Source organism: Nocardioides sp. NPDC127514, from assembly GCF_040302125.1.
In the GTDB taxonomy this organism is placed as follows: domain Bacteria; phylum Actinomycetota; class Actinomycetes; order Propionibacteriales; family Nocardioidaceae; genus Nocardioides.
Genome location: NZ_JBEORF010000011.1, coordinates 79,970 through 98,446, shown reverse-complemented (window position 1 = coordinate 98,446; position 18,477 = coordinate 79,970). Strand labels below are relative to the sequence as shown.

General features: G+C 71.2%; 18 protein-coding genes. 3 read left to right on the top strand and 15 right to left on the bottom strand.

The features are described 5' to 3' along the window. Nucleotides 1–2: 2 nt before the first annotated feature. The 6 genes from steA to ABTX24_RS10860 form a co-directional block, all read right to left on the bottom strand. Nucleotides 3–1,934, bottom strand: a complete 1,932-nt coding sequence (gene steA / locus ABTX24_RS10885; protein WP_350839467.1) for a putative cytokinetic ring protein SteA — start codon at nucleotides 1,932–1,934, stop codon at nucleotides 3–5. A gap of 170 nt (nucleotides 1,935–2,104) precedes the next feature. Continuing rightward, the gene (gene recN, locus ABTX24_RS10880) at nucleotides 2,105–3,868 is read right to left on the bottom strand and encodes a DNA repair protein RecN (protein ID WP_160023768.1); all 1,764 of its coding nucleotides are present in this window, start codon (nucleotides 3,866–3,868) and stop codon (nucleotides 2,105–2,107) included. Then, nucleotides 3,861–4,856 carry an NAD kinase gene (locus tag ABTX24_RS10875; protein WP_457164480.1) on the bottom strand — a complete coding sequence of 332 codons (996 nt, stop codon included), beginning with the start codon at nucleotides 4,854–4,856 and terminating at the stop codon, nucleotides 3,861–3,863. The genes recN and ABTX24_RS10875 overlap by 8 nt, the downstream gene beginning before the upstream one ends. Before the next feature lie 79 nt (nucleotides 4,857–4,935). Then, the gene (locus tag ABTX24_RS10870) at nucleotides 4,936–5,799 is read right to left on the bottom strand and encodes a TlyA family RNA methyltransferase (RefSeq protein WP_160023772.1); all 864 of its coding nucleotides are present in this window, start codon (nucleotides 5,797–5,799) and stop codon (nucleotides 4,936–4,938) included. Between the two features lie 11 nt (nucleotides 5,800–5,810). Continuing rightward, the gene (locus tag ABTX24_RS10865; protein ID WP_350839465.1) at nucleotides 5,811–6,083 is read right to left on the bottom strand and encodes a molybdopterin-binding protein; all 273 of its coding nucleotides are present in this window, start codon (nucleotides 6,081–6,083) and stop codon (nucleotides 5,811–5,813) included. Next, the gene (locus ABTX24_RS10860; protein WP_350839463.1) at nucleotides 6,080–7,129 is read right to left on the bottom strand and encodes an HAD-IIA family hydrolase; all 1,050 of its coding nucleotides are present in this window, start codon (nucleotides 7,127–7,129) and stop codon (nucleotides 6,080–6,082) included. Before ABTX24_RS10860 ends, ABTX24_RS10865 begins: the two co-directional genes overlap by 4 nt. A 64-nt stretch (nucleotides 7,130–7,193) precedes the next feature. On the opposite strand from ABTX24_RS10860, the gene ABTX24_RS10855 reads away from it, so the two are divergent. Next, the gene (locus ABTX24_RS10855) at nucleotides 7,194–8,354 is read left to right on the top strand and encodes a DUF1015 family protein (RefSeq protein ID WP_160023778.1); all 1,161 of its coding nucleotides are present in this window, start codon (nucleotides 7,194–7,196) and stop codon (nucleotides 8,352–8,354) included. Here the strand turns inward: ABTX24_RS10855 and ABTX24_RS10850 are convergent. The 9 genes from ABTX24_RS10850 to argC form a co-directional block, all read right to left on the bottom strand. Then, nucleotides 8,351–8,770: a single-stranded DNA-binding protein gene (locus ABTX24_RS10850; protein WP_160023780.1), complete on the bottom strand. Its 420-nt coding sequence runs from the start codon at nucleotides 8,768–8,770 to the stop codon at nucleotides 8,351–8,353. The two genes, ABTX24_RS10855 and ABTX24_RS10850, sit on opposite strands and share 4 nt — an antisense overlap. Before the next feature lie 118 nt (nucleotides 8,771–8,888). Beyond that, nucleotides 8,889–9,428 carry a DNA-3-methyladenine glycosylase gene (locus tag ABTX24_RS10845; protein ID WP_502890874.1) on the bottom strand — a complete coding sequence of 180 codons (540 nt, stop codon included), beginning with the start codon at nucleotides 9,426–9,428 and terminating at the stop codon, nucleotides 8,889–8,891. A gap of 32 nt (nucleotides 9,429–9,460) precedes the next feature. Then, complete coding sequence (argH, locus tag ABTX24_RS10840; RefSeq protein WP_350839459.1) at nucleotides 9,461–10,885, bottom strand: argininosuccinate lyase; 1,425 nt, start codon at nucleotides 10,883–10,885, stop codon at nucleotides 9,461–9,463. Beyond that, on the bottom strand, nucleotides 10,885–12,342 hold the full coding sequence (gene argG, locus ABTX24_RS10835; protein ID WP_350839457.1) for an argininosuccinate synthase: 1,458 nt from the start codon (nucleotides 12,340–12,342) through the stop codon (nucleotides 10,885–10,887). Before argG ends, argH begins: the two co-directional genes overlap by 1 nt. Before the next feature lie 25 nt (nucleotides 12,343–12,367). After that, nucleotides 12,368–12,895 (bottom strand): arginine repressor, encoded by a 528-nt coding sequence (locus ABTX24_RS10830; protein ID WP_160023788.1) that lies wholly within the window; start codon nucleotides 12,893–12,895, stop codon nucleotides 12,368–12,370. Further along, on the bottom strand, nucleotides 12,892–13,815 hold the full coding sequence (gene argF, locus ABTX24_RS10825; protein ID WP_350839455.1) for an ornithine carbamoyltransferase: 924 nt from the start codon (nucleotides 13,813–13,815) through the stop codon (nucleotides 12,892–12,894). The genes ABTX24_RS10830 and argF overlap by 4 nt, the downstream gene beginning before the upstream one ends. After that, nucleotides 13,812–14,993: an acetylornithine transaminase gene (locus tag ABTX24_RS10820; protein ID WP_350839453.1), complete on the bottom strand. Its 1,182-nt coding sequence runs from the start codon at nucleotides 14,991–14,993 to the stop codon at nucleotides 13,812–13,814. Before ABTX24_RS10820 ends, argF begins: the two co-directional genes overlap by 4 nt. Further along, the gene (gene argB / locus ABTX24_RS10815) at nucleotides 14,990–15,931 is read right to left on the bottom strand and encodes an acetylglutamate kinase (protein ID WP_400462467.1); all 942 of its coding nucleotides are present in this window, start codon (nucleotides 15,929–15,931) and stop codon (nucleotides 14,990–14,992) included. The genes ABTX24_RS10820 and argB overlap by 4 nt, the downstream gene beginning before the upstream one ends. After that, a complete protein-coding gene (gene argC / locus ABTX24_RS10810; RefSeq protein WP_502890864.1) occupies nucleotides 15,928–16,965 on the bottom strand; it encodes an N-acetyl-gamma-glutamyl-phosphate reductase in 1,038 nt (345 codons plus the stop codon). The genes argB and argC overlap by 4 nt, the downstream gene beginning before the upstream one ends. A 74-nt stretch (nucleotides 16,966–17,039) precedes the next feature. Between argC and ABTX24_RS10805 the strand changes: the two genes are divergently transcribed. Together ABTX24_RS10805 and ABTX24_RS10800 are read left to right on the top strand one after the other, a co-directional pair. Beyond that, the gene (locus ABTX24_RS10805; protein WP_350839449.1) at nucleotides 17,040–17,873 is read left to right on the top strand and encodes a maleylpyruvate isomerase family mycothiol-dependent enzyme; all 834 of its coding nucleotides are present in this window, start codon (nucleotides 17,040–17,042) and stop codon (nucleotides 17,871–17,873) included. Between the two features lie 10 nt (nucleotides 17,874–17,883). Further along, nucleotides 17,884–18,438 carry an LOG family protein gene (locus ABTX24_RS10800; protein ID WP_160023816.1) on the top strand — a complete coding sequence of 185 codons (555 nt, stop codon included), beginning with the start codon at nucleotides 17,884–17,886 and terminating at the stop codon, nucleotides 18,436–18,438. Nucleotides 18,439–18,477: the final 39 nt, after the last annotated feature.

Below are 18,477 nucleotides of genomic sequence, written 5' to 3'. Positions count from 1 at the left end.
TATCAACGCTTCAGCAGGCCGCCGAAACCTGACGCACCGAAATCGCCACCTTGTTGACTCCGCTGTCGAGACAGCGCGAGCGGAGCGGCGACCTGACCGGTGGTCGTCTCGATGCCGTCGACCGACGCGAACCAGCCCGGCCAGCCGTTGGCGCGGAGCGTCTCGAGGTCCTCGGAGCCCGTGGGTGCCGTCACGACCAGCCCTTTCGTGGTCGCACCGAGGCCCTCGACCAGACCCTCGACCGCGGTCGTGTCCTCGCTGTCCTCACCGAGGACGACCAGGACGAGACCGGCCGGTCCGGTCGGTCGTCCCTGGGCCTTGACCAGGTCGCCGGTGAGCAACGCCACAGCGGCGGTCTTGGCGGGCTGGTCGAACGCGGTGGGCGGCTTCGTGCCGGCGTAGGTCTCCCCGATCACCTGGCCCATCCGCTGATAGGTCGCCTGTCCCGCGTCACCGCGACCCAGCTGCTTGACCAGCTGCGTGGCCAGGCTGTCGACGTACTGCTTGCGGTCAGGGTCCAGCAGGTTCGGCCGTACGTCGAGCACTCCCGTCGTCTCGCCGCCGGCCGTCTCGATGTTGCCGGTGAGCGCGGCGACCGTCTTCTGGTCGGCGCCGGGGAGGGTGACGACCGCGACCTTCTGGCCGGTGAGCGTGCCGGGCAGGAGCGCGTCGCCGGCCTCGGCGACGAACTGGGCCTCGGCGCTCTGCTGCGGCTCCTTCGCGCTCTTCGTCTCGCTCTCGCCGGAGGCGGGGCTCGCCGCGGCTCCGTCGTCGGCTCTGTTCACGATCCCCGTGCCGATCGCGGTGAGGTCGTGGTCGGCGGCCCAGATGCCGGCCGGTACGCCGATCGCCAGCGCCGTCACCGCGGCCAGGAGCGGAAGGACGAGGCGACGGCCGCGGGGCTCCTTTCGGCGTACCGCCGGGACCGCGGAGGCGTCGATCAGCGTCGGCCCGAGCGCGAGCCGGGTCAGGTAGGTGCCGGCCAGGCCCGGGCGCTGGTCCTCGAGGAAGTCGGTCAGCGTGGTGCTCAGCCCCGCCCCGACCACCAGTGAGGGGTGCTGGGCATAGGCGACCAGGAGGGCGGCGTCCTCGGGGGCGAGGGCGGACTCGAACCGCTTCGGCTGCACGCCGATCCGGTCCAGGAGCTCGGTGGCGTTCTCGCTCGCGGAGGCGCCGGGCGCGAGGACGACCTCGGCGGCGCTGGTGAGCACCTTCGGCTCCGGGTAGCTGTCGGTGTCCGGGCCCAGGACGACCACGGCGTGGCGTACCTGCTTCTTGGTCAGCCTCTTCGCCGCGGGACCCACCGCGATGATGGCCGGGCGCTGCTCGCGCAAGAAGCCGGCGAGGTCACCGAGGAGCCGGTCCAGGTCGGGATGGTCGGCGACCACCACGACGGGCCGGCCGGCCAGCGGCGTGTCGAGAGGAGGTACGCCGTTGCCGTGCAGCAGCACCTCCTCCTCGCGCTTGAGCAGCTCGCTGCTGTTGTGGGTGAAGAGGTCCAGGTGGGAGCTCAGGCCCCGTTTTGCGTCCTCGAGGTCCTTGTCGAGGGACTCCTGGTCGAGCGCACGGCCCGAGGTCAGCAGCTGCTCGCCGTCGAAGATCTCGCCGTCGAGGATCCGCGCCTTCCGCCCGTCGACCAGCTTCTCGATCCCCGCCTCGCCGATCTTGTCGATCAGCTCGATCCCGGCGTCGGCCAGCGTCTGCGGACCCCGGTTCGGGTAGCGGCCCGAGACCATCGGCTGGGCGTTGACCACGGCGATGACGCCCTTGGCCACGATCGCCAGCGCGGTGCTCCGGTCCAGGTCGACATGGTCGATCACCGCGATGTCGCCCTCTTTGAGCCGCGGGATCAGCGCCCTGGTCGGCCGCCCCGCGCGGAGCGTGCCGCGGATGCCTGGCAGTACGGAGGGAATCTGGCGAGTAGGCAGTCTCATGTCCCGCCAATCCTCCCCCGTCGCCTGTGCGCGTCCCCGGATCTCCGATCCGGCGAGTCGGTCGTTGTGGCGGCCGAATGCGTACGTTTGGCGGCCGAGTCGGTCGTTGTGGCATGTGTCGTTCGCCACAACGACCGACTCGGGTCGCCAGAACTGAGGTTTCGGCGGGATCAGACCTTCGCCGCGCGGGCCACCTCGAGGAGCTCGCGGGCGTGCGCGATGGCGGTGTCGGAGGCCGTCAGCCCCGCCAGCATGCGGGAGAGCTCGCGTTCGCGGGACTCGTCGTCGAGGACGGTGAGGCCGGAGCTGGTGACCACGCCGTCGCTGGTCTTCTCGACGGCGACATGGTGGTCGGCGAACGCGGCGACCTGGGGCAGGTGGGTGACGACCAGGACCTGGGCGGTGCGGGCGAGGTGGGCCAGACGACGGCCGATCTCGACCGCGGCGGTGCCGCCGACGCCGGCGTCGACCTCGTCGAAGACGAAGGTCGGGACCGGGCTGGTGGCCGCGAGGACGACCTCGATCGCCAGCATCACCCGGGAGAGCTCACCGCCGGAGGCGCCCTTGTGGAGCGGGCGCGGCTCCGAGCCGGTGTTGGCGGCCAGCAGCAGCTCGACCTCGTCGAGGCCGTTGGAGCCGTAGCGCAGCCAGCGGTGGTTCTTGCCCGAACCGACCTTCAGCGGTGCGTGCGGCTCGTCCTCCGATGCGGGCGCGTCGGTCTCCTTCTGGCGTACGTCGACCACCAGTCGCGCGTGCGGCATCGCCAGTCCGGTGAGCTCATCGCTGACCGCCTCGGCCAGAGCGCCGGCCGCCTCGGTGCGGGCGGCCGACAGCGCCAGGCCGGCGTCTGCGAGGGCGGCTCGCAGCCGGGTGCGCTCTCGGCGGAGCTCCTCGATCCGGTCGTCGTCGGAGTCGAGCTCGAGCAGGCGCTTGGCGCCGGTCTCGGCCCAGGCGAGCACCTCGTCGATGGTCTCGCCGTACTTCCTCGTCAGCGCGGTCAGCGCCGCGCGGCGCTCGGAGACCACGGAGAGCCGGGCCGGATCGGTCTCGATCGCGGTCGCGTAAGAGGCGACGTCGGCGGCCAGGTCGGAGAGCAGGTAGGAGACCTCCGCGAGACGGTCGGCCAGGGAGGCGGCGTCGGGGTCGTGATCGCGGACGCCGTCGAGAGCCTGGCGCGCGGCGGAGATGGCGCCCAGCGCGTCGGGGGCGTCGACCTCCGAGGAGAGCGCCTCGCGGGCCTGCTCGGCGGCGGTGCGCAGCGTGTCGGCGTAGCCGAGCTTCTCCTCCTCCTGAGCGAGGGTGACATCTTCGCCGGACTCCGGTGAGACCTCCTCGACCTCACCGAGGCCGAAGCGGAGCAGGTCGGCCTCCTGCGCCCGCTCGCGGGCGTGGGTGGTGACCTCGTCGAGCTCTTGCTCGACGGCTCGGAGCTCGGCGTGGATCTCGCTGTAGGCCGCGATGAGCTTGGCAACCGCGTCGCCGCCGAAGCGGTCCAGCGAGTCGCGCTGCGCGCGTGGCTGCAGCAGCCGGTGCTGGTCGGACTGGCCGTGGACCGCGACCAGCGGTGAGGTCACCGAGCCGAGGGTCGCCACCGGGACGGTCGCTCCCCCGACGTACGCCCTCGCTCGGCCTTCGGCCGCGACGGTGCGCGCCACCAGGACGCGGCCCTCCTCGACCTCTCCCCCGGCCTCCTCTGTCGCCTCGACGACGCCGGGCAGCGACCGGGCATCGATGACGCCCTCGACGCGGGCCGCCTTCTTGCCCTTGCGGACCGAGCCGGCGTCGCCGCGGCCGCCGAGCAGCAACCCGAGCGCGGTCACGATCATGGTCTTGCCCGCGCCGGTTTCACCGGTCACCACGGTCAGCCCTGGTCCGAGCTCCAGGGTCGAGGACTCGATGATCCCGAGTCCGGAGATCCTGATCTCCTCAAGCATTCTCGCCTCCGTTCATCCTGAACGGACGCCGTTCCGCGGCGCCTCGCCATCCCTCCACAGACAGTCCGAACTTCCGCACCAGACGATCCGTGAACGGGGCCTGGTGCAGGCGAACGAGTCTGACAGGCTCCACCCCCCGGGTGACCTCGATCCGGGCACCCGGGCCCAGGTCGTAGGAACGCCGGCCGTCGCACCAGAGCACGCCGGCGCCGTCGGCCCGTGAGATGACCTCGACGGCCAGCACCGAGGTCGGCGCGACCACCATGGCCCGCGCGAAGAGCGCGTGGGCGCTGATCGGGGTCAGCAGCAGCGCCTCGACGCCGGGCCACACGACCGGGCCGCCGGCGGAGAAGTTGTAGGCCGTCGAGCCGGTCGGGGTCGCGCAGACGACGCCGTCGCAGCCCCACCTCGACAGCGGCCGGCCGTCGATCTCGACGACGACCTCGAGCATCCGCTCGCGCGCGGCCTTCTCGACGCTGGCCTCGTTGACCGCGAACGTACGGAAGACCTTCTGACCGTCCTCGAAGACGCTGACCTCGAGCGCGAGGCGGTCCTCGGAGGTGTAGCGACGCTGAACGATCGCCTCGATCGTCGACTCGACGTCGTCGTACTCCGCCTCGGCCAGGAACCCGACATGGCCGAGGTTGACCCCGAGGACCGGGGTGCGGTGGGGCTGGACGATCTCGGCCGCGCGCAGGATGGTGCCGTCTCCGCCGATGACGAGCGCCAGCTCGCAGTCGCGACTCGCGTCGTCCTCGTCGGTGGCGAGCTCGAGCTTCGGTTCGTACGCCGCCGGGTCGATGCCCAGGTCGGCGGCCTCGCTGGCCAGCACGCGGACCACGATGCCGTGGACCGCGAGCGACTTGGCACAGGCGAGACCGACCTCGCGGGCCTCCTCCCGCCCGGTGTGGATGAGCATGAGGACGCGCCGAACCTCGGCTGCGTCCACGGGAGCTGGGTCCACGCCAGGGGCGTCGGCATCGGTCACGCGAGCACCCCCGTAGCGCAAGCGCGATAATACGGACGCGCTCGCGTGTTGATCGGTCGGTTCACTCGCTGGCGCTCGCTCACGGATCAACCTTCTCAGACGGCACCGACACATCCCCGGTGGCGGGGCTCTCCAGGCCGCGCTGCTCGCGCACGGCCTCCTCGATCTCAGCCTCGGTGACGGTGGCCTCCCCTCGGCGTAGCCACAGGAAGAACTCGACGTTGCCCGAGGGGCCCGGGAGCGGGCTGGTGGTGACCGCGCGTGCGCCCCAGCCGCGTCTCGCGGCGGCCGCGGCGACGGCGTTGACGGCCTCGGCCCGCAGGACGGGGTCGCGGACCACGCCACCCTTGCCGACCCGGTCCTTGCCGACCTCGAACTGGGGCTTGACCATCAGCGCCAGGTCACCGTCGGGACTGGTCACCCGGATCAGCGCGTCCAGAACGAGCTCGAGGGAGATGAACGAGAGATCACCGACGACGACGTCGACGGGTTCGCCGACCACGTCGAGGGAGAGGTCGCGGATGTTGGTGCGGTCGTGGACGACGACCCGCTCGTCCTGCTGCAGCCGCCAGGCGAGCTGGCCGTAGCCGACGTCGACGGCGACGACCTGCCGGGCCTCGTTGCGCAGGAGTACGTCGGTGAACCCGCCGGTCGACGCGCCGGCGTCCAGACAGCGGCGGCCCTTGACCGAGAGTCCGAGCGGTTCGAACGCCGCGAGCGCGCCGGCCAGCTTGTGGCCGCCGCGGGAGACGAAGTCGGGACGGTCGGGGTCTTCGGTGACCACGATCGCGACGTCGGTGGTGACGCCTGTGGCCGGCTTGGTGGCTCGGTTGCCCGAGACCGTGACGCGGCCGGCGGCGATCAGCTCGCTGGCGTGCTCGCGGGACCGGGCCAGCTTGCGCCGGACCAGCTCGGCGTCGAGACGCAGGCGGCGAGGAGGCATGCGCTCGCCTCTCAGGGCTGGTCGGTCGGCTGGGACTCGCCGGAGGCCGCGGCGATCCGGGCCATCGCGTCGTGGGCCCCGGTGTCGGGGTCCAGGGCGCGACGCAGCTCGGTGTGAGCGGCCTCGAAGACGCCGACGTGCTCGGCCAACGGAAGCTCGTCGAGCCGGTCGAGCGTCTCGAGCACCGCGTCGACGCGGGCGACACCGGTGTGCGGCGCCATGCCCGCGCCACCCAGCCCGGCCGAGGCCTCAGCCGGAGTCTCGTCGAAATGCTGCTCGCTCATGGGGCTGAGACTACCGTCCCGCCGTCGGCATCCGGGCCAGGCGGCACGGCCTGTGCACCGATCGTGGCCACCGATCCGGTGGCGTCCAGGTGTGCCCAGGCACTGGCCGCGGCCACTCGCCACCAGTCGTCGGGGCTCCCTTCGCCGGTGACCTGCAGCTCTCCGTCGCGTACCTCTGCCGTCCAGCCGCCGAGCCGCGCGGTCGTGCCGTCGATCTCCGGCGCCGCGTGGGTCTCCAGCAGCCCGCCCAGGTCGGCGGAGATGTAGGAGGGCCGTCGCCGCGGCTCGGCCGCGACGAGGTCTTCGAGCCCGGTGACGCCGGTGAGCACCAGCAGCGTGTCGATGCCGGCGTTGCGACCGCCCTCGATGTCGGTGTCGAGCCGGTCGCCGACCATCAGCGGGTGATCGGCCTCGGTGCGCCGGATGGTCTCCTCCAGCAGGGGTCGCGACGGCTTCCCCGCCACGACCGGCTCGACGCCCGAGAATCGGCGCAGCGTGTCGACCAGGACGCCGTGGCCCGGCGCGATCCCGTAGGCCGCCGGGAAGGTCATGTCGGTGTTGCTGGCGACCCAGAAGAGCCCGTCCTTGATCCGCACGGCCGCGCGGAGGATGTCCTTCCACAGCAGCTCGGGGTTGTAGCCGGTGACGATCGCCTCGGCGTCCTCGTCGACGGCCACCGGCACCAGGCCGGCGGCCTCGAGCGGCTCACGCAGGCCCGCGGCGCCCAGGTTGACGACCTTCGCCCCCGGGGCGAGCCGCTCGGCCAGGACACGCGCAGCAGCCTGGGCGGAGGTGACCACGTCCTCGGCGGTCGCCTCGATCCCCAGGTTGCGGATGTTCTCGGCGACCTTGGCCGGAGGCCGGGCGGCGTTGTTGGTGATGAACGCCAGCCTGAGCCCGGCTTCGCGCGCCGCGGCGAGCGACTCGGGGGCGCGCCGGACCGCTGTGCCCCCGATGTAGACCACGCCGTCGAGGTCGAGCATCGCCACGTCATGGGCGGCGGCGAGCGGCTGGGCTGAGCCCTTCAACTGATGGCCGGTCAGCACACGAAGTTCCTTCTCTGAGTCGGGGGTTCGGCGAATGGCACCAGTGTGACCCTACGATGTGCGGATGGACGATACGGGTGTGGTCAGGGCGCCGTACCTCGGGCGTCCGCTGCGCCTGGAGCCGTTTCGAGCGCTCTCGCTGGCCCCTTCACGGATCGGGGACCCGACCTCCGCACGGCTCTACTCCCGCCCTTATCGAGGGGTCGCCTCCCGGATCAGCTCATGGCTGGCGCGCGGCGATCTGCGCCAGCACCAGGACCTCGCGCTCTACCTCCACGAGTACACCGCCGCCGGGATCACCGTGCGTGGCGTCGTCGGGATCCTCGACGTCTCGCACCGCACCGACGACCCCGCTGACGCCGCAGTGATCCCCCACGAGGGCGTACGCACCGCCCAGGCCGAGCAGCTCGCCTCGCGGATGCGGCAGATGCGGGTGCACCCGGCGCCGATCCTGCTCACCTACCACGCGCCCGACGGCATCGCGGCGCTCCTCGACCGGGTGCAGAGCGGCACGCCCGAGGAGCAGTACGACGACCACGGCGGCCAGCACCATCGCGTCTGGGCGATCACCGACGAGGCGCTGATCGGGCAGTTGCGCAAGGCATGGGCGAGCCAGCAGGCACTGATCGCCGACGGACACCACCGCTACGCGGCGTACGCCGAGCTCCAAGGGCTCGCCGAGCCCGGCGACGGCGCCGCGACCGACTTCGGCCTGGCGATGCTGATCGACCAGGACGACACGCCGTTGCAGCTCGGCGCGATCCATCGGGTGCTGGCCGGGGTGAACCTGCGCGACCTACGGGCCGCGGCCGAGTCCGTCGGCGCCGAGTGGACCGCCGGCAGCCGCGACGCCGCCCTGAGCCGGCTCGGACCTGGTGTCATCGTGCTCAGCGACGGCCGCGGCTGGGCGACCCTCGACGTCGACACCGCCAACACCCCGATCACCGGTGATGTCGGCTATCTGCACGACCGCGTCCTCCCCGAGCTGCGCCGGCAGCCGTCGCGGGTGCTGCACGCCCACCAGGTCGACGCCGCGCTGAAGCGGGCCCGCCCGGGTCGCGACGTCGCCGTGCTGCTGGCGGCACCGACCTTCGACACCATCCTCTCCTCCGCCTCGATCGGGCAGCTGCTCCCCGAGAAGGCGACCTCCTTCCAGCCCAAGCCGCACCCCGGCGTGCTCATCCGCCTCCTGGACTCGGCACGGCTGGAGAAGTCGCGCCACTAGCTCGCCTGCCTGGCCGCGGCGGCTGCCCGGCTCACCCGTCTGGCCGACGAGACCTCCACCTCGGTCATCGACTGCAGCCGGCCGCCGGTCTTGAAGAACCGGCGACGCAGGGAGCCGTTGACCTCGATGACGTCTCCGACCTGCCAGGTCATCGCCGCTCGCCGGACCCGGGCGACCCAGGTGTGACACTCGAGCGCGTCGATCTGCACCCGGCTCCCCCGGCGTTTGTCGCGCGGCCTGTTGACGACCACCCGGAACGCGGTCAGCTGATCTCCGCTCGGCAGCTCCTTCTCCTCAGCGGCCAGCGACAGCCTGCCGATCAACCGCACCTCGTTGACCGTCGCCAGCCCGCCGGCCGGCCCCATCCGCTCGCCATCGTCCGGTGATGGCTCCTTCTCTACCCTTGCGACCGTCATCTCGATCACCTCCGACCACCATCCTGATCAGGGTCACCGACAGTTCCGCCCGGGCCGATGCGGCCTGTGGAGAACCGCGGTCCGAACCGGGCCTGTGGACGGTCATCGGCCCGTCCGGTCAGTATCGGAGGGCTTTCGCCGGCCGGTAGGGCGACACCGTCGGGTCGCCTGCGACCCAGAACCGCCAGGGACGGTCCGGAGCGAGACGCAGCCCGACGCGCGGCCCGGCCGCGACCTCGATCCCCGCCCACGTGTCGGCCGGCGCCAGGTCCAGCTCGAAGTCGGTGGTCCCGTCCATCGTCAGGTCGATCCCGAGCGCCGAGCAGAGTCGCGCGGGTCCCCGGGCGAGATCGACGTCGCGTACCGCTCCACGTCGTTCCCGGGCGATCTCGATCCCCTCGATGATCTCGCCGGCACGCAGCAGGATCGCGCCGGGCTCGCCCTCCGGGTGGCAGACCAGGTTGGCGCAGTGGTGCATCCCGTAGGTGAAGTAGACATAGAGCCGCCCTGGCGGCCCGAACATCACCCGGTTGCGGTTCGTCTCGCCTCGGAAGGCGTGCGAGCCGGGATCGTCGGCCGCGTACGCCTCGACCTCGGTGAGTCGCACCTTCACGCCGTCGAAGGACAGCGTCGCCCCGAGGAGCCGCGGAGCGGTCACCTCGGGGCGCTGGTTCAACAGGCTCGCGAGCACTACGACGTACGGAACCCGGCTGCCTTGGCCCGGAGCTCGGCGAGCTGCTCGGCGACCCGGTCGGGAGCGGTGCCACCGCGGCCGTCGCGGGATGCGACCGACCCCTCGATGGTCAGCACCAGGCGTACGTCTGGAGTCAGCGCCGGCGAGATCGTCGCGAACTCCTCGTCGGTGAGCGCGTCCAGCTCCACGCCGCGCTTCTCCGCCGCCTGGACACAGGCGCCGGCGAGCTCGTGCGCGATCCGGAACGGCGTGCCCTGCCGGACCAGCCACTCGGCGATGTCGGTGGCCAGCGAGAAGCCCTGAGGGGCGAGCTCTGCCATCCGGTCGGTGTTGTAGACCAGCGTCGCGACCTGGCCGGTGAAGGCCGGGAGCAGGACCTCGAGGGTGTCCAGGGAGTCGAAGACCGGCTCCTTGTCCTCCTGCAGGTCGCGGTTGTACGCCAGCGGCAGCGCCTTCAGCGTCGTCAGCAGCCCGGTCAGGTTGCCGACCAGTCGTCCGGCCTTGCCGCGGGCGAGCTCGGAGATGTCGGGGTTCTTCTTCTGCGGCATGATGCTCGACCCCGTCGACCACGAGTCGTGCAGCGTGACGAAGTCGAACTCCTTGGTCGCCCACAGGATGATCTCCTCGGCGATCCGACTGACGTCGACCCCGATCTGAGCGCACACGTAGGCGAACTCGGCGACGAAGTCGCGCGAAGCCGTCCCGTCGATCGAGTTGGCGCTCGAACCAGTGAAACCGAGCTCGGAGGCGACCAGCTCGGGGTCGAGGCCGAGCGACTGCCCCGCGAGCGCCCCGGACCCGTACGGCGAGTCGCACACGACCCGGCTCTGCCAGTCGTTGAGCCGGTCGACGTCGCGCAGCAGCGACCAGGCGTGGGCCATCAGGTGGTGGGAGAGCAGCACCGGCTGGGCGTGCTGGAGGTGCGTACGTCCCGGCATGATCGCGCCCATGTTCTCGTCGGCCTGCGCCGCGAGCGCGTCGATGAGATCGAGCACGAGCCCCCGCAGCACCCGCTCGTGGTCGAGCAGATAGCTCCGGAAGAGGGTCGCGATCTGGTCGTTGCGCGAGCGCCCGGCCCGCAGCTTGCCCCCGACGTCGGGACCGATCTCCTCGATGAGCAGCCGCTCCAGCGCACCGTGTACGTCCTCGTCCGAGGCAGCCGGAAGCAGCCGTCCGGCGGTGAACCGGTCGGCGAGGACGTCCAGACCCCGGTGGATCTCGTTCTCCTCGTCGCCGGTGAGCAGCCCGGCCGCGCCCAGCGCCTTCGCGTGGGCGTGGGACCCGGCGATGTCATAGAGCGCCAGCCGCCAGTCGAAATGCGTCGAGCGCGAGAGCGCCTCGAGCTCCGGCGACGGACCACCGGCGAACCGGCCGCCCCAGAGCTTGCCCTCGTTGGTGGTGTTGGCAGGTGTGTTCGACATCAGTCGTTGCCCGCCTCCAGTGCGGCCTCGTCCAGGACGCTCTCGTCCAGGACCTGCTCCTCGACCGGCAGCACGGCGATGGGCTTGCCGTCGGTCGCCGCGATGCGGTCGAAGCCGCCGGCGGGCAGCTCGCCGAAGAGGGTGCCGTTCTCGACGAGCACGGTGCCCTGGTCGAGGGGGTGGCCGGCGTAGATCTCCAGCTTGGAGCGCGAGTCGGCGATGTCGAGGTTGCGCATGGTGAGCTGGCCGATGCGGTCGACGGGGCCGAAGGCGGCGTTCTCGACGCGCTCCATGGAGAGCTTCTCGGGGTGGTAGGAGAAGTGCGAGCCCTCGGTGTTCAACACGGTGTAGTCCTCACCCCGGCGCAGCCGCAGGGTGACCGTGCCCGAGACCAGCGAGGCGATCCAGCGCTGGATCGACTCGCGCAGCATCAGCGCCTGCGGGTCGAGCCAGCGGCCCTCGTAGAGCAGCCGGCCGAGCTTGCGGCCCTCGTTGTAGTAGTTGGACATGGTGTCCTCGTTGTGCACCGCGTTGAGCAGCCGCTCGTACGCCGCCCACAGCAGCGCCATGCCCGGCGCCTCGTAGATGCCGCGGGACTTGGCCTCGATGATCCGGTTCTCGATCTGGTCCGACATGCCCAGGCCGTGGCGACCGCCGATCGCGTTGGCCTCGTAGACGAGCGCGACGGGGTCGGAGTAGGACGTTCCGTTGATCGCCACCGGGCGGCCCTCGACGAAGGTCACCGAGACGTCCTCGGTCTCGATGGAGACGGACGGGTCCCAGAACTTCACGCCCATGATCGGCTCGACCGTCTCCAGGGAGACGTCGAGGTGCTCCAGGGTCTTGGCCTCGTGGGTGGCGCCCCAGATGTTGGCGTCGGTGGAGTACGCCTTCTCGGTGGAGTCGCGGTAGGGCAGGTTGTGCGCGACCAGCCACTCCGACATCTCGTGGCGTCCACCGAGCTCGTGGACGAAGTCGGCGTCGAGCCACGGCTTGTAGATGCGCAGCTCGGGGTTGGCCATCAGGCCGTAGCGGTAGAACCGCTCGATGTCGTTGCCCTTGAAGGTCGACCCGTCGCCCCAGATGTTGACGTTGTCGGCCTGCATGGCCCGCACCAGCATGGTGCCGGTCACCGCACGCCCCAGAGGCGTGGTGTTGAAGTAGGCACGGCCACCGGAGCGGATGTGGAAGGCACCGCAGGCGAGTGCGGCCAGGCCCTCCTCGACGAGCTGCGGCTTGATGTCGATGGCGCGGGCGATCTCGGCGCCGTAGGCCATCGCGCGGTCCGGGACGCCGGAGATGTCGGGCTCGTCGTACTGCCCGATGTCGGCGGTGTAGGTGCACGGAACCGCGCCCTTGTCGCGCATCCAGGCGACCGCCACGGAGGTGTCGAGACCTCCGGAGAAGGCGATGCCGACGCGCTCACCCTTGGGAAGGGAGGTCAGGACCTTGCTCACGAGATGTTGCTCCTTGCTCTGAAACTTACGGAATGTCTGTGGTCTTGCCGGCGAGGCTGAGGAAGCGGTTGACGAGCGCTGCGCCGCCCTTGGGCTCGCGGCCGATGACGAGCACGGTGTCGTCGCCGGCGATGGTGCCGAGGATGTCGGGATATTCGGCCCGGTCGATCGCGGAGGCGAAGTACTGGGCACCCCCTGCAGGAGTACGCAGCACCACGAGGTTGCCGCTGCCGTCGGCGCTCACCAGGAGCTCTCGGGCGAGTCGGCCGAGCTTGCTGCGTCCGCTGGCCGACTCCCCCGGGGCGACCGCCGTGCGGTCGCCACCCTCACCGGGGACCGCGTAGACCAGCGCGCCCGAAGGCGCCCGCACCTTCACCGCGTCGAGCTCGTCCAGATCACGCGAGAGCGTCGCCTGGGTGACGTTGACCCCGTGGGCGAACAACGCCTCGGAGAGCTCGGTCTGGGACCGGATCTCCTTGCTCCAGATGATGTCCACGATCAGGGACTGGCGCGCCCCCTTGGTCGCCGGCCGCTGCGTCTCGTTGGTGGTCATCGTCGCTCCCACAGGAAGGCCAGGATCGCCTTCTGGGCGTGGCGCCGGTTCTCCGCCTCGTCCCACACCAGGCTGCGCGGACCGTCGAGCACCTCGGCCTCGATCTCCTTGCCGCGGTAGGCGGGCAGGCAGTGCAGCACAACAGCTTCGGGGTCGGCGTGGCCGAGGAGGTCGGTGGTGAGCGCGTAGGGCGAGAACACCGCGACCCGCGCGGCCGCCTCGCTCTCCTTGCCCATCGAGACCCAGGTGTCCGTGATGAGTACGTCGGCCCCGGCTGCCGCCGCGACCGGGTCCGAGGTCACGGTGACCGAGCCGCCGGTCTCCTCGGCGATCTCCTTGGCCCGGACCAGCACCTCCGCGTCGGGCGCGTAGCCCTCGGGCGCCCCGAACCGGACGTGCATCCCGGCGGTGGCGCCCGCCAGCGCCCAGGAGTTGCCCATGTTGCAGGCCGCGTCGCCGAGGAAGGCCGCGGTCAGGCCGGCCAGCGATCCCTTGTGCTCACGCAGCGTCTGCAGGTCGGCGAGCAGCTGGCAGGGGTGGAACTCGTCGGTGAGCGCGTTGACGACCGGGACCCCGGAGTGGGCGGCCATCTGCTCGAGGTCGGTCTGCGCGAACGTACGCCACACGATCTCGCCCGCCTGCCGGCCGAGGACCCGGGCGACGTCGGCGACGGACTCCCGCTCGCCGATCCCGGCCAGGCGGCCGTCGACGAGCATCGAGTGGCCGCCGAGCTCGGCGATCCCGGAGGAGAACGACGCCTGGGTGCGCAGCGTCGGCTTGTCGTAGATCGTGGCCACGGTCACCGGGCCGGCGAGCGGCTTGGCGGCGTAGGGGTCCTGCTTCATCGCTGCCGCGAGCGCCAGCACCTCGGCCTGCTCGGCCGGGGTGAGGTCGTCGTCGCGGAGGAAGTGTCTGGTCATCTCGCCCCCGTTTCCTGGGCCGCGTCGAGGATGGACGGCCAGGCGGCCAGGAGGCTCTCGGCGTCGTCCTCGGTGAGCACGAGCGGCGGCACGATCCGGATCCGCTCGGGCGTCGCGTTGTTGAGGATGAACCCCGCCTCGAGGGCGGCCACGGCGACAGCGCCCGAGTCGATTCCGGCGAGGACCACTCCGATGAAGAGGCCCTCCCCGTCGACCCTGGCGACCCGCGGGTCGGCGGCGAGGCCGTCGCGCAGCTTCTGGCCGAGCACGGTGACGTGCTCGAGGAGCCCGTCCGCCTCGATGGTGTCGATCACCGCGAGACCTGCGGCGCAGGCGACCGGGTTGCCACCGAAGGTGGTGCCGTGGTTGCCGGGCTCGAAGAGCGTCGCGGCCCGGCCCAGACCGATGCACGCACCGATCGGGAAGCCGCCACCGAGCCCCTTGGCGAGGGTGACGATGTCGGCGGTGACCCCGGAGGCCTCGTGGGCGAACCAGCGGCCGGTGCGGCCCAGGCCGGACTGCACCTCGTCGAGCCAGAGCAGCGCGCCGTGCTCGTCGGCCACGGCCCGCGCAGCCGCGAGATAGTCGGCGGGCGGCACGATCACGCCGGCCTCGCCCTGGATCGGCTCGAGGATGATCGCCGCGGTCTCGTCGGTCACGGCCGCTGCCAGCGCGGCAGCGTCGCCGTAGGGGACGAAGGTGACCTCGCCCGGCAGCGGCTCGAACGGCTTCCGGTAGGCCTCCTTGGCCGTCAGCGCCAGGGCGCCCATCGAGCGGCCGTGGAAGGCGCCCTGGGCAGCGACGATGTGCGTCCGCCCGGTGCGCCGGGTCAGCTTGAAGCCGGCCTCGTTGGCCTCGGTGCCGGAGTTGGTGAAGAAGACCCGGCCGGTCTCGCCGCCGGGGACCCGGGCGAGCAGCGCCTCGGCCAGCTCCACCTGGGGGTGGGAGGTGAAGAAGTTGGAGACGTGGCCGAGGGACTCCATCTGGGAGGTCACCGCGGAGACCAGCGCCGGGTGGGCGTGTCCGAGGGCGTTGACCGCGATGCCGGCCAGCAGGTCGACGTACTCCTTGCCGTCCTCGTCCCACACGTGGGCACCCTCGCCTCGGGTGAGGACCAGCTTGGGAGCGCCGAAGGTGTTCATCAGCGCGCCGGCGTAGCGCTCAGAGTACGTGGTCATTTGTCGAGCTCCCTTGCCTTGCGGGTCTTGGTGGTGACGCCGGGGAGCACCTGGGTGCCGACCCCCTCGGCGGTGAACAGCTCCAGCAGTACGGCGTGCTCGGCGCGGCCGTCGACGACGGTGGCGCGCTTGACGCCGCCCTTGACCGCCTCCAGGCAGGCGCTCATCTTCGGGATCATCCCGCTGGCCAGCTCGGGCAGGATGCCCTCCAGCGCCTCGGGACTGATCTCCCCGATGACCTCCTCGGGGTCGGGCCAGTCGAGGTAGAGACCCTCGACGTCGGTCAGCACCAGCAGCTTCTCCGCCTCGAGCGCGACCGCCAGGGCCGAGGCCGCGCGGTCGGCGTTGACGTTGTACACGGCGCCGTCGACGTCGGGCGCCACGCTGGAGACGACCGGGATCCGGCCGGCCTCGATGATGTCGAGGACCGATTCGGGACGTACGTCGACGACCTCGCCGACCTGGCCGAGGTCGATCTCCTCACCGTCGATGATGGTGCTCGCCGGCTCGGCGGTGAAGAGTCCGGCGTCCTCGCCGGAGAGCCCGACGGCCAGCGGACCGTGCTCGTTGATCAGCCCGACGAGCTCGCGCTGCACCTGGCCGACCAGGACCATCCGGACCACGTCCATCGCCTCGGGGGTGGTCACCCGCAGCCCGCCGCGGAACTCCGACTCGATGCCGAGCCGGTCGAGCATGCTCGAGATCTGCGGGCCGCCGCCGTGCACGACGACCGGCTTGAAGCCGGCGAACCGCATGAAGGCTATGTCCTCGGCGAAGGCACGCTTGAGCTTGTCGTCGGTCATGGCGTTGCCGCCGTACTTCACCACGACGATCTTGCCGTGATACTCCTTCAGCCACGGCAGGGCGCCGGCCAGCGTGCGGGCCTTGGCTGGGTCGGGCCGACCCGGCTCGTGGGCGACGGTCTCGAGATCGATCACGGGGCCACTCCCACCGTGGTCAGACCCATGGTCTCGTCGAGCCCGAGCGCGAGGTTCATGCACTGGATCGCTCCCCCGGCGGTGCCCTTGGCGAGGTTGTCCTCGGCGCCGACCACGACCAGCCGCCCGGCGGCCTCGTCGACGGTCAACTGGAGGACGACCGCGTTGGAGCCGAGCACGGCCTGGGTCTGAGGCCACTGGCCCTCGGGCAGAAGGTGGACGAAGGGCTCGTCCGCGTACGCCTTCTCGAAGACCGCACGCGCATCGGCCGCCGTCACGCCGTCATTGAGCTTCGCCGAGCAGGTCGCCAGGATGCCGCGCGGCATCGGCACCAGCACCGGGGTGAAGGAGACCGACACCTCGCCGTCGATGAGTCCGGAGAGGTTCTGGACGATCTCGGGGGTGTGCCGGTGGACGCCGCCGACGCCGTAGGCGCTGACGTTGCCCATGACCTCGGCACCGATCAGGTGCGGCTTGGACGACTTCCCCGCGCCGCTGGCGCCGGTGGCGGCGACCACGACGACCTCGGGCTCGACGATGCCGGCCTCGATCGCAGGGGCGAGGGCCAGGGTGGAGACGGTCGGGAAGCAGCCCGGCACCGCGACCCGGCTGGCCGAGGCGAGCGCCGCCCGCTGTCCGGGGAGCTCAGGGAGCCCGTAGGGCCAGGTGCCGGCGTGGTCGGTGCCGTAGAACTTCGTCCACGTCTCGGCGTCGGCGAGCCGGAAGTCGGCGCCGCAGTCGATCACGACCACGTCATCGGGAAGGCCTGCCGCGATCGGGCCGGACTCGCCGTGCGGCAGCGCCAGGAAGACGACGTCGTGACCGGCCAGGGTCTCGGCGGTGGTGGGCTCCAGAACTCGGTCGGCGAGCGGGATCAGGTGGGGCTGGAGGCTCCCCAGGGTCTTGCCCGCGCTGGAGGCGGCGGTCAGGGCGCCGATCTCCACCTCGGGGTGGGCCAGCAGCAGCCTGAGCAGCTCACCTCCGGCATATCCACTGGCACCGGCGACGGCGACGCGCTTCTTCGTCATGTGCATGAACATACGTCAGTCTGCATGTATGTCGCAAAACCCGTTCGGAGATTGAGACGCAGGCCCTTAGTGTTCGCTCCATGACAACCCGCCTCACCCCCACCGCCTACCTCGACCACATCCGGTCGGAGTCGGCGCGCTTCCGTGCCGTACTCGCAGACACGGACCCCACCGCCCCGGTGCCGACCGCACCGGCCTGGACCGCCGCGGACCTGCTGTGGCACGTCGCCGCCGAGGTCCAGCACTTCTGGACGTACGTCCTGGAGACTCGGCCGGCCGAGCCCACCAGCGAGACCTACTCCGAGCCGGAGCGCCCGGCGGATGCGACCTACCAGGACCTGCTCGCCCACTTCGACGACCTCAACGCCAGGTTCATCAAGACCCTGGAGCAGACCGGGCCCGAGGAGCCCACCTGGTCCTGGTCGCCGGACCAGACCGCCGCCTTCACCTACCGCAGGCAGGCCCACGAGATCCTCATCCACCGCCTCGACGCCGAGCTCACCGCCGGCGACGTGACGCCGCTCGACCCGGCCCTGGCAGCCGACGGGGTCGACGAGATCCTCGACGTCTTCTACGGCGGCAAGCCCGACTGGGCGAGGTTCGCCGGCGGCGGTCAGTACGTACGCGTCGACGCCGTCGACACCGACACCCAGACCTGGGTCGAGCTCGGCCTCGTCTCCGGCACCCGCCCCAACGGCGACAGCCTGGAGGACGAGCCCGACCTCAGCGTCGTCTCCCCGGAGGCCATCCCCGGCGACACCGAGCCCGACGTGGTCATCGAGGGCGCCGCGGCCGACCTGGACGCCTGGCTCTGGCGCCGGCGGGACGACGAGGGCATCCAGGTCACCGGTGACAAGGACGTCTACGAGCGCTTCCGCGCGTTGACGAACCAGGCGATCACCGACGACGACTAACCTCACGCCCATGATCAAGCATCTGGCGGTCTTTCTCGGCTCCCGCGACGGCAACGACCCGACGCTCATGGAGAAGGCCTACGAGGTCGGCAAGGGCCTCGCCGAGCGCGAGATCGAGCTGGTCTACGGAGCGGGCGGCGGAGGCCTGATGGGCCAGATCTCCCAGGGCGCGATCGACGGCGACGGCAGGGTCTTCGGCGTGATCCCACGGTTCATGGTCGAACGTGAGTGGGGTCGCGTCGAAGGCGCGCCGGGGATGCAGACGGTCGTGGTCGACACGATGCACGAGCGCAAGGCGCTCATGGCCGAGCGCGCCGACGCGTTCCTCGCGCTCCCCGGCGGGATCGGCACCCTCGAGGAGCTCTTCGAGGTCTGGACCTGGCAGACCCTCTCGCTGCACGGGAAGCCGGTCGGCCTGCTCAACGTCAACGGCTTCTGGGACCCGCTCGTGGAGATGATGGAGCGCATCGCCGCGGCGGGCTTCCTGCACGGCTCCCCCGCGGAGTCGCTGGTGGTGGGCGAGGACCTGGACGACGTCCTCGCCCGCCTGGATGCCGCCCGCTGAAACCGGCCACTGAAACCGGGCCGGCTGCCGTGAAACCAC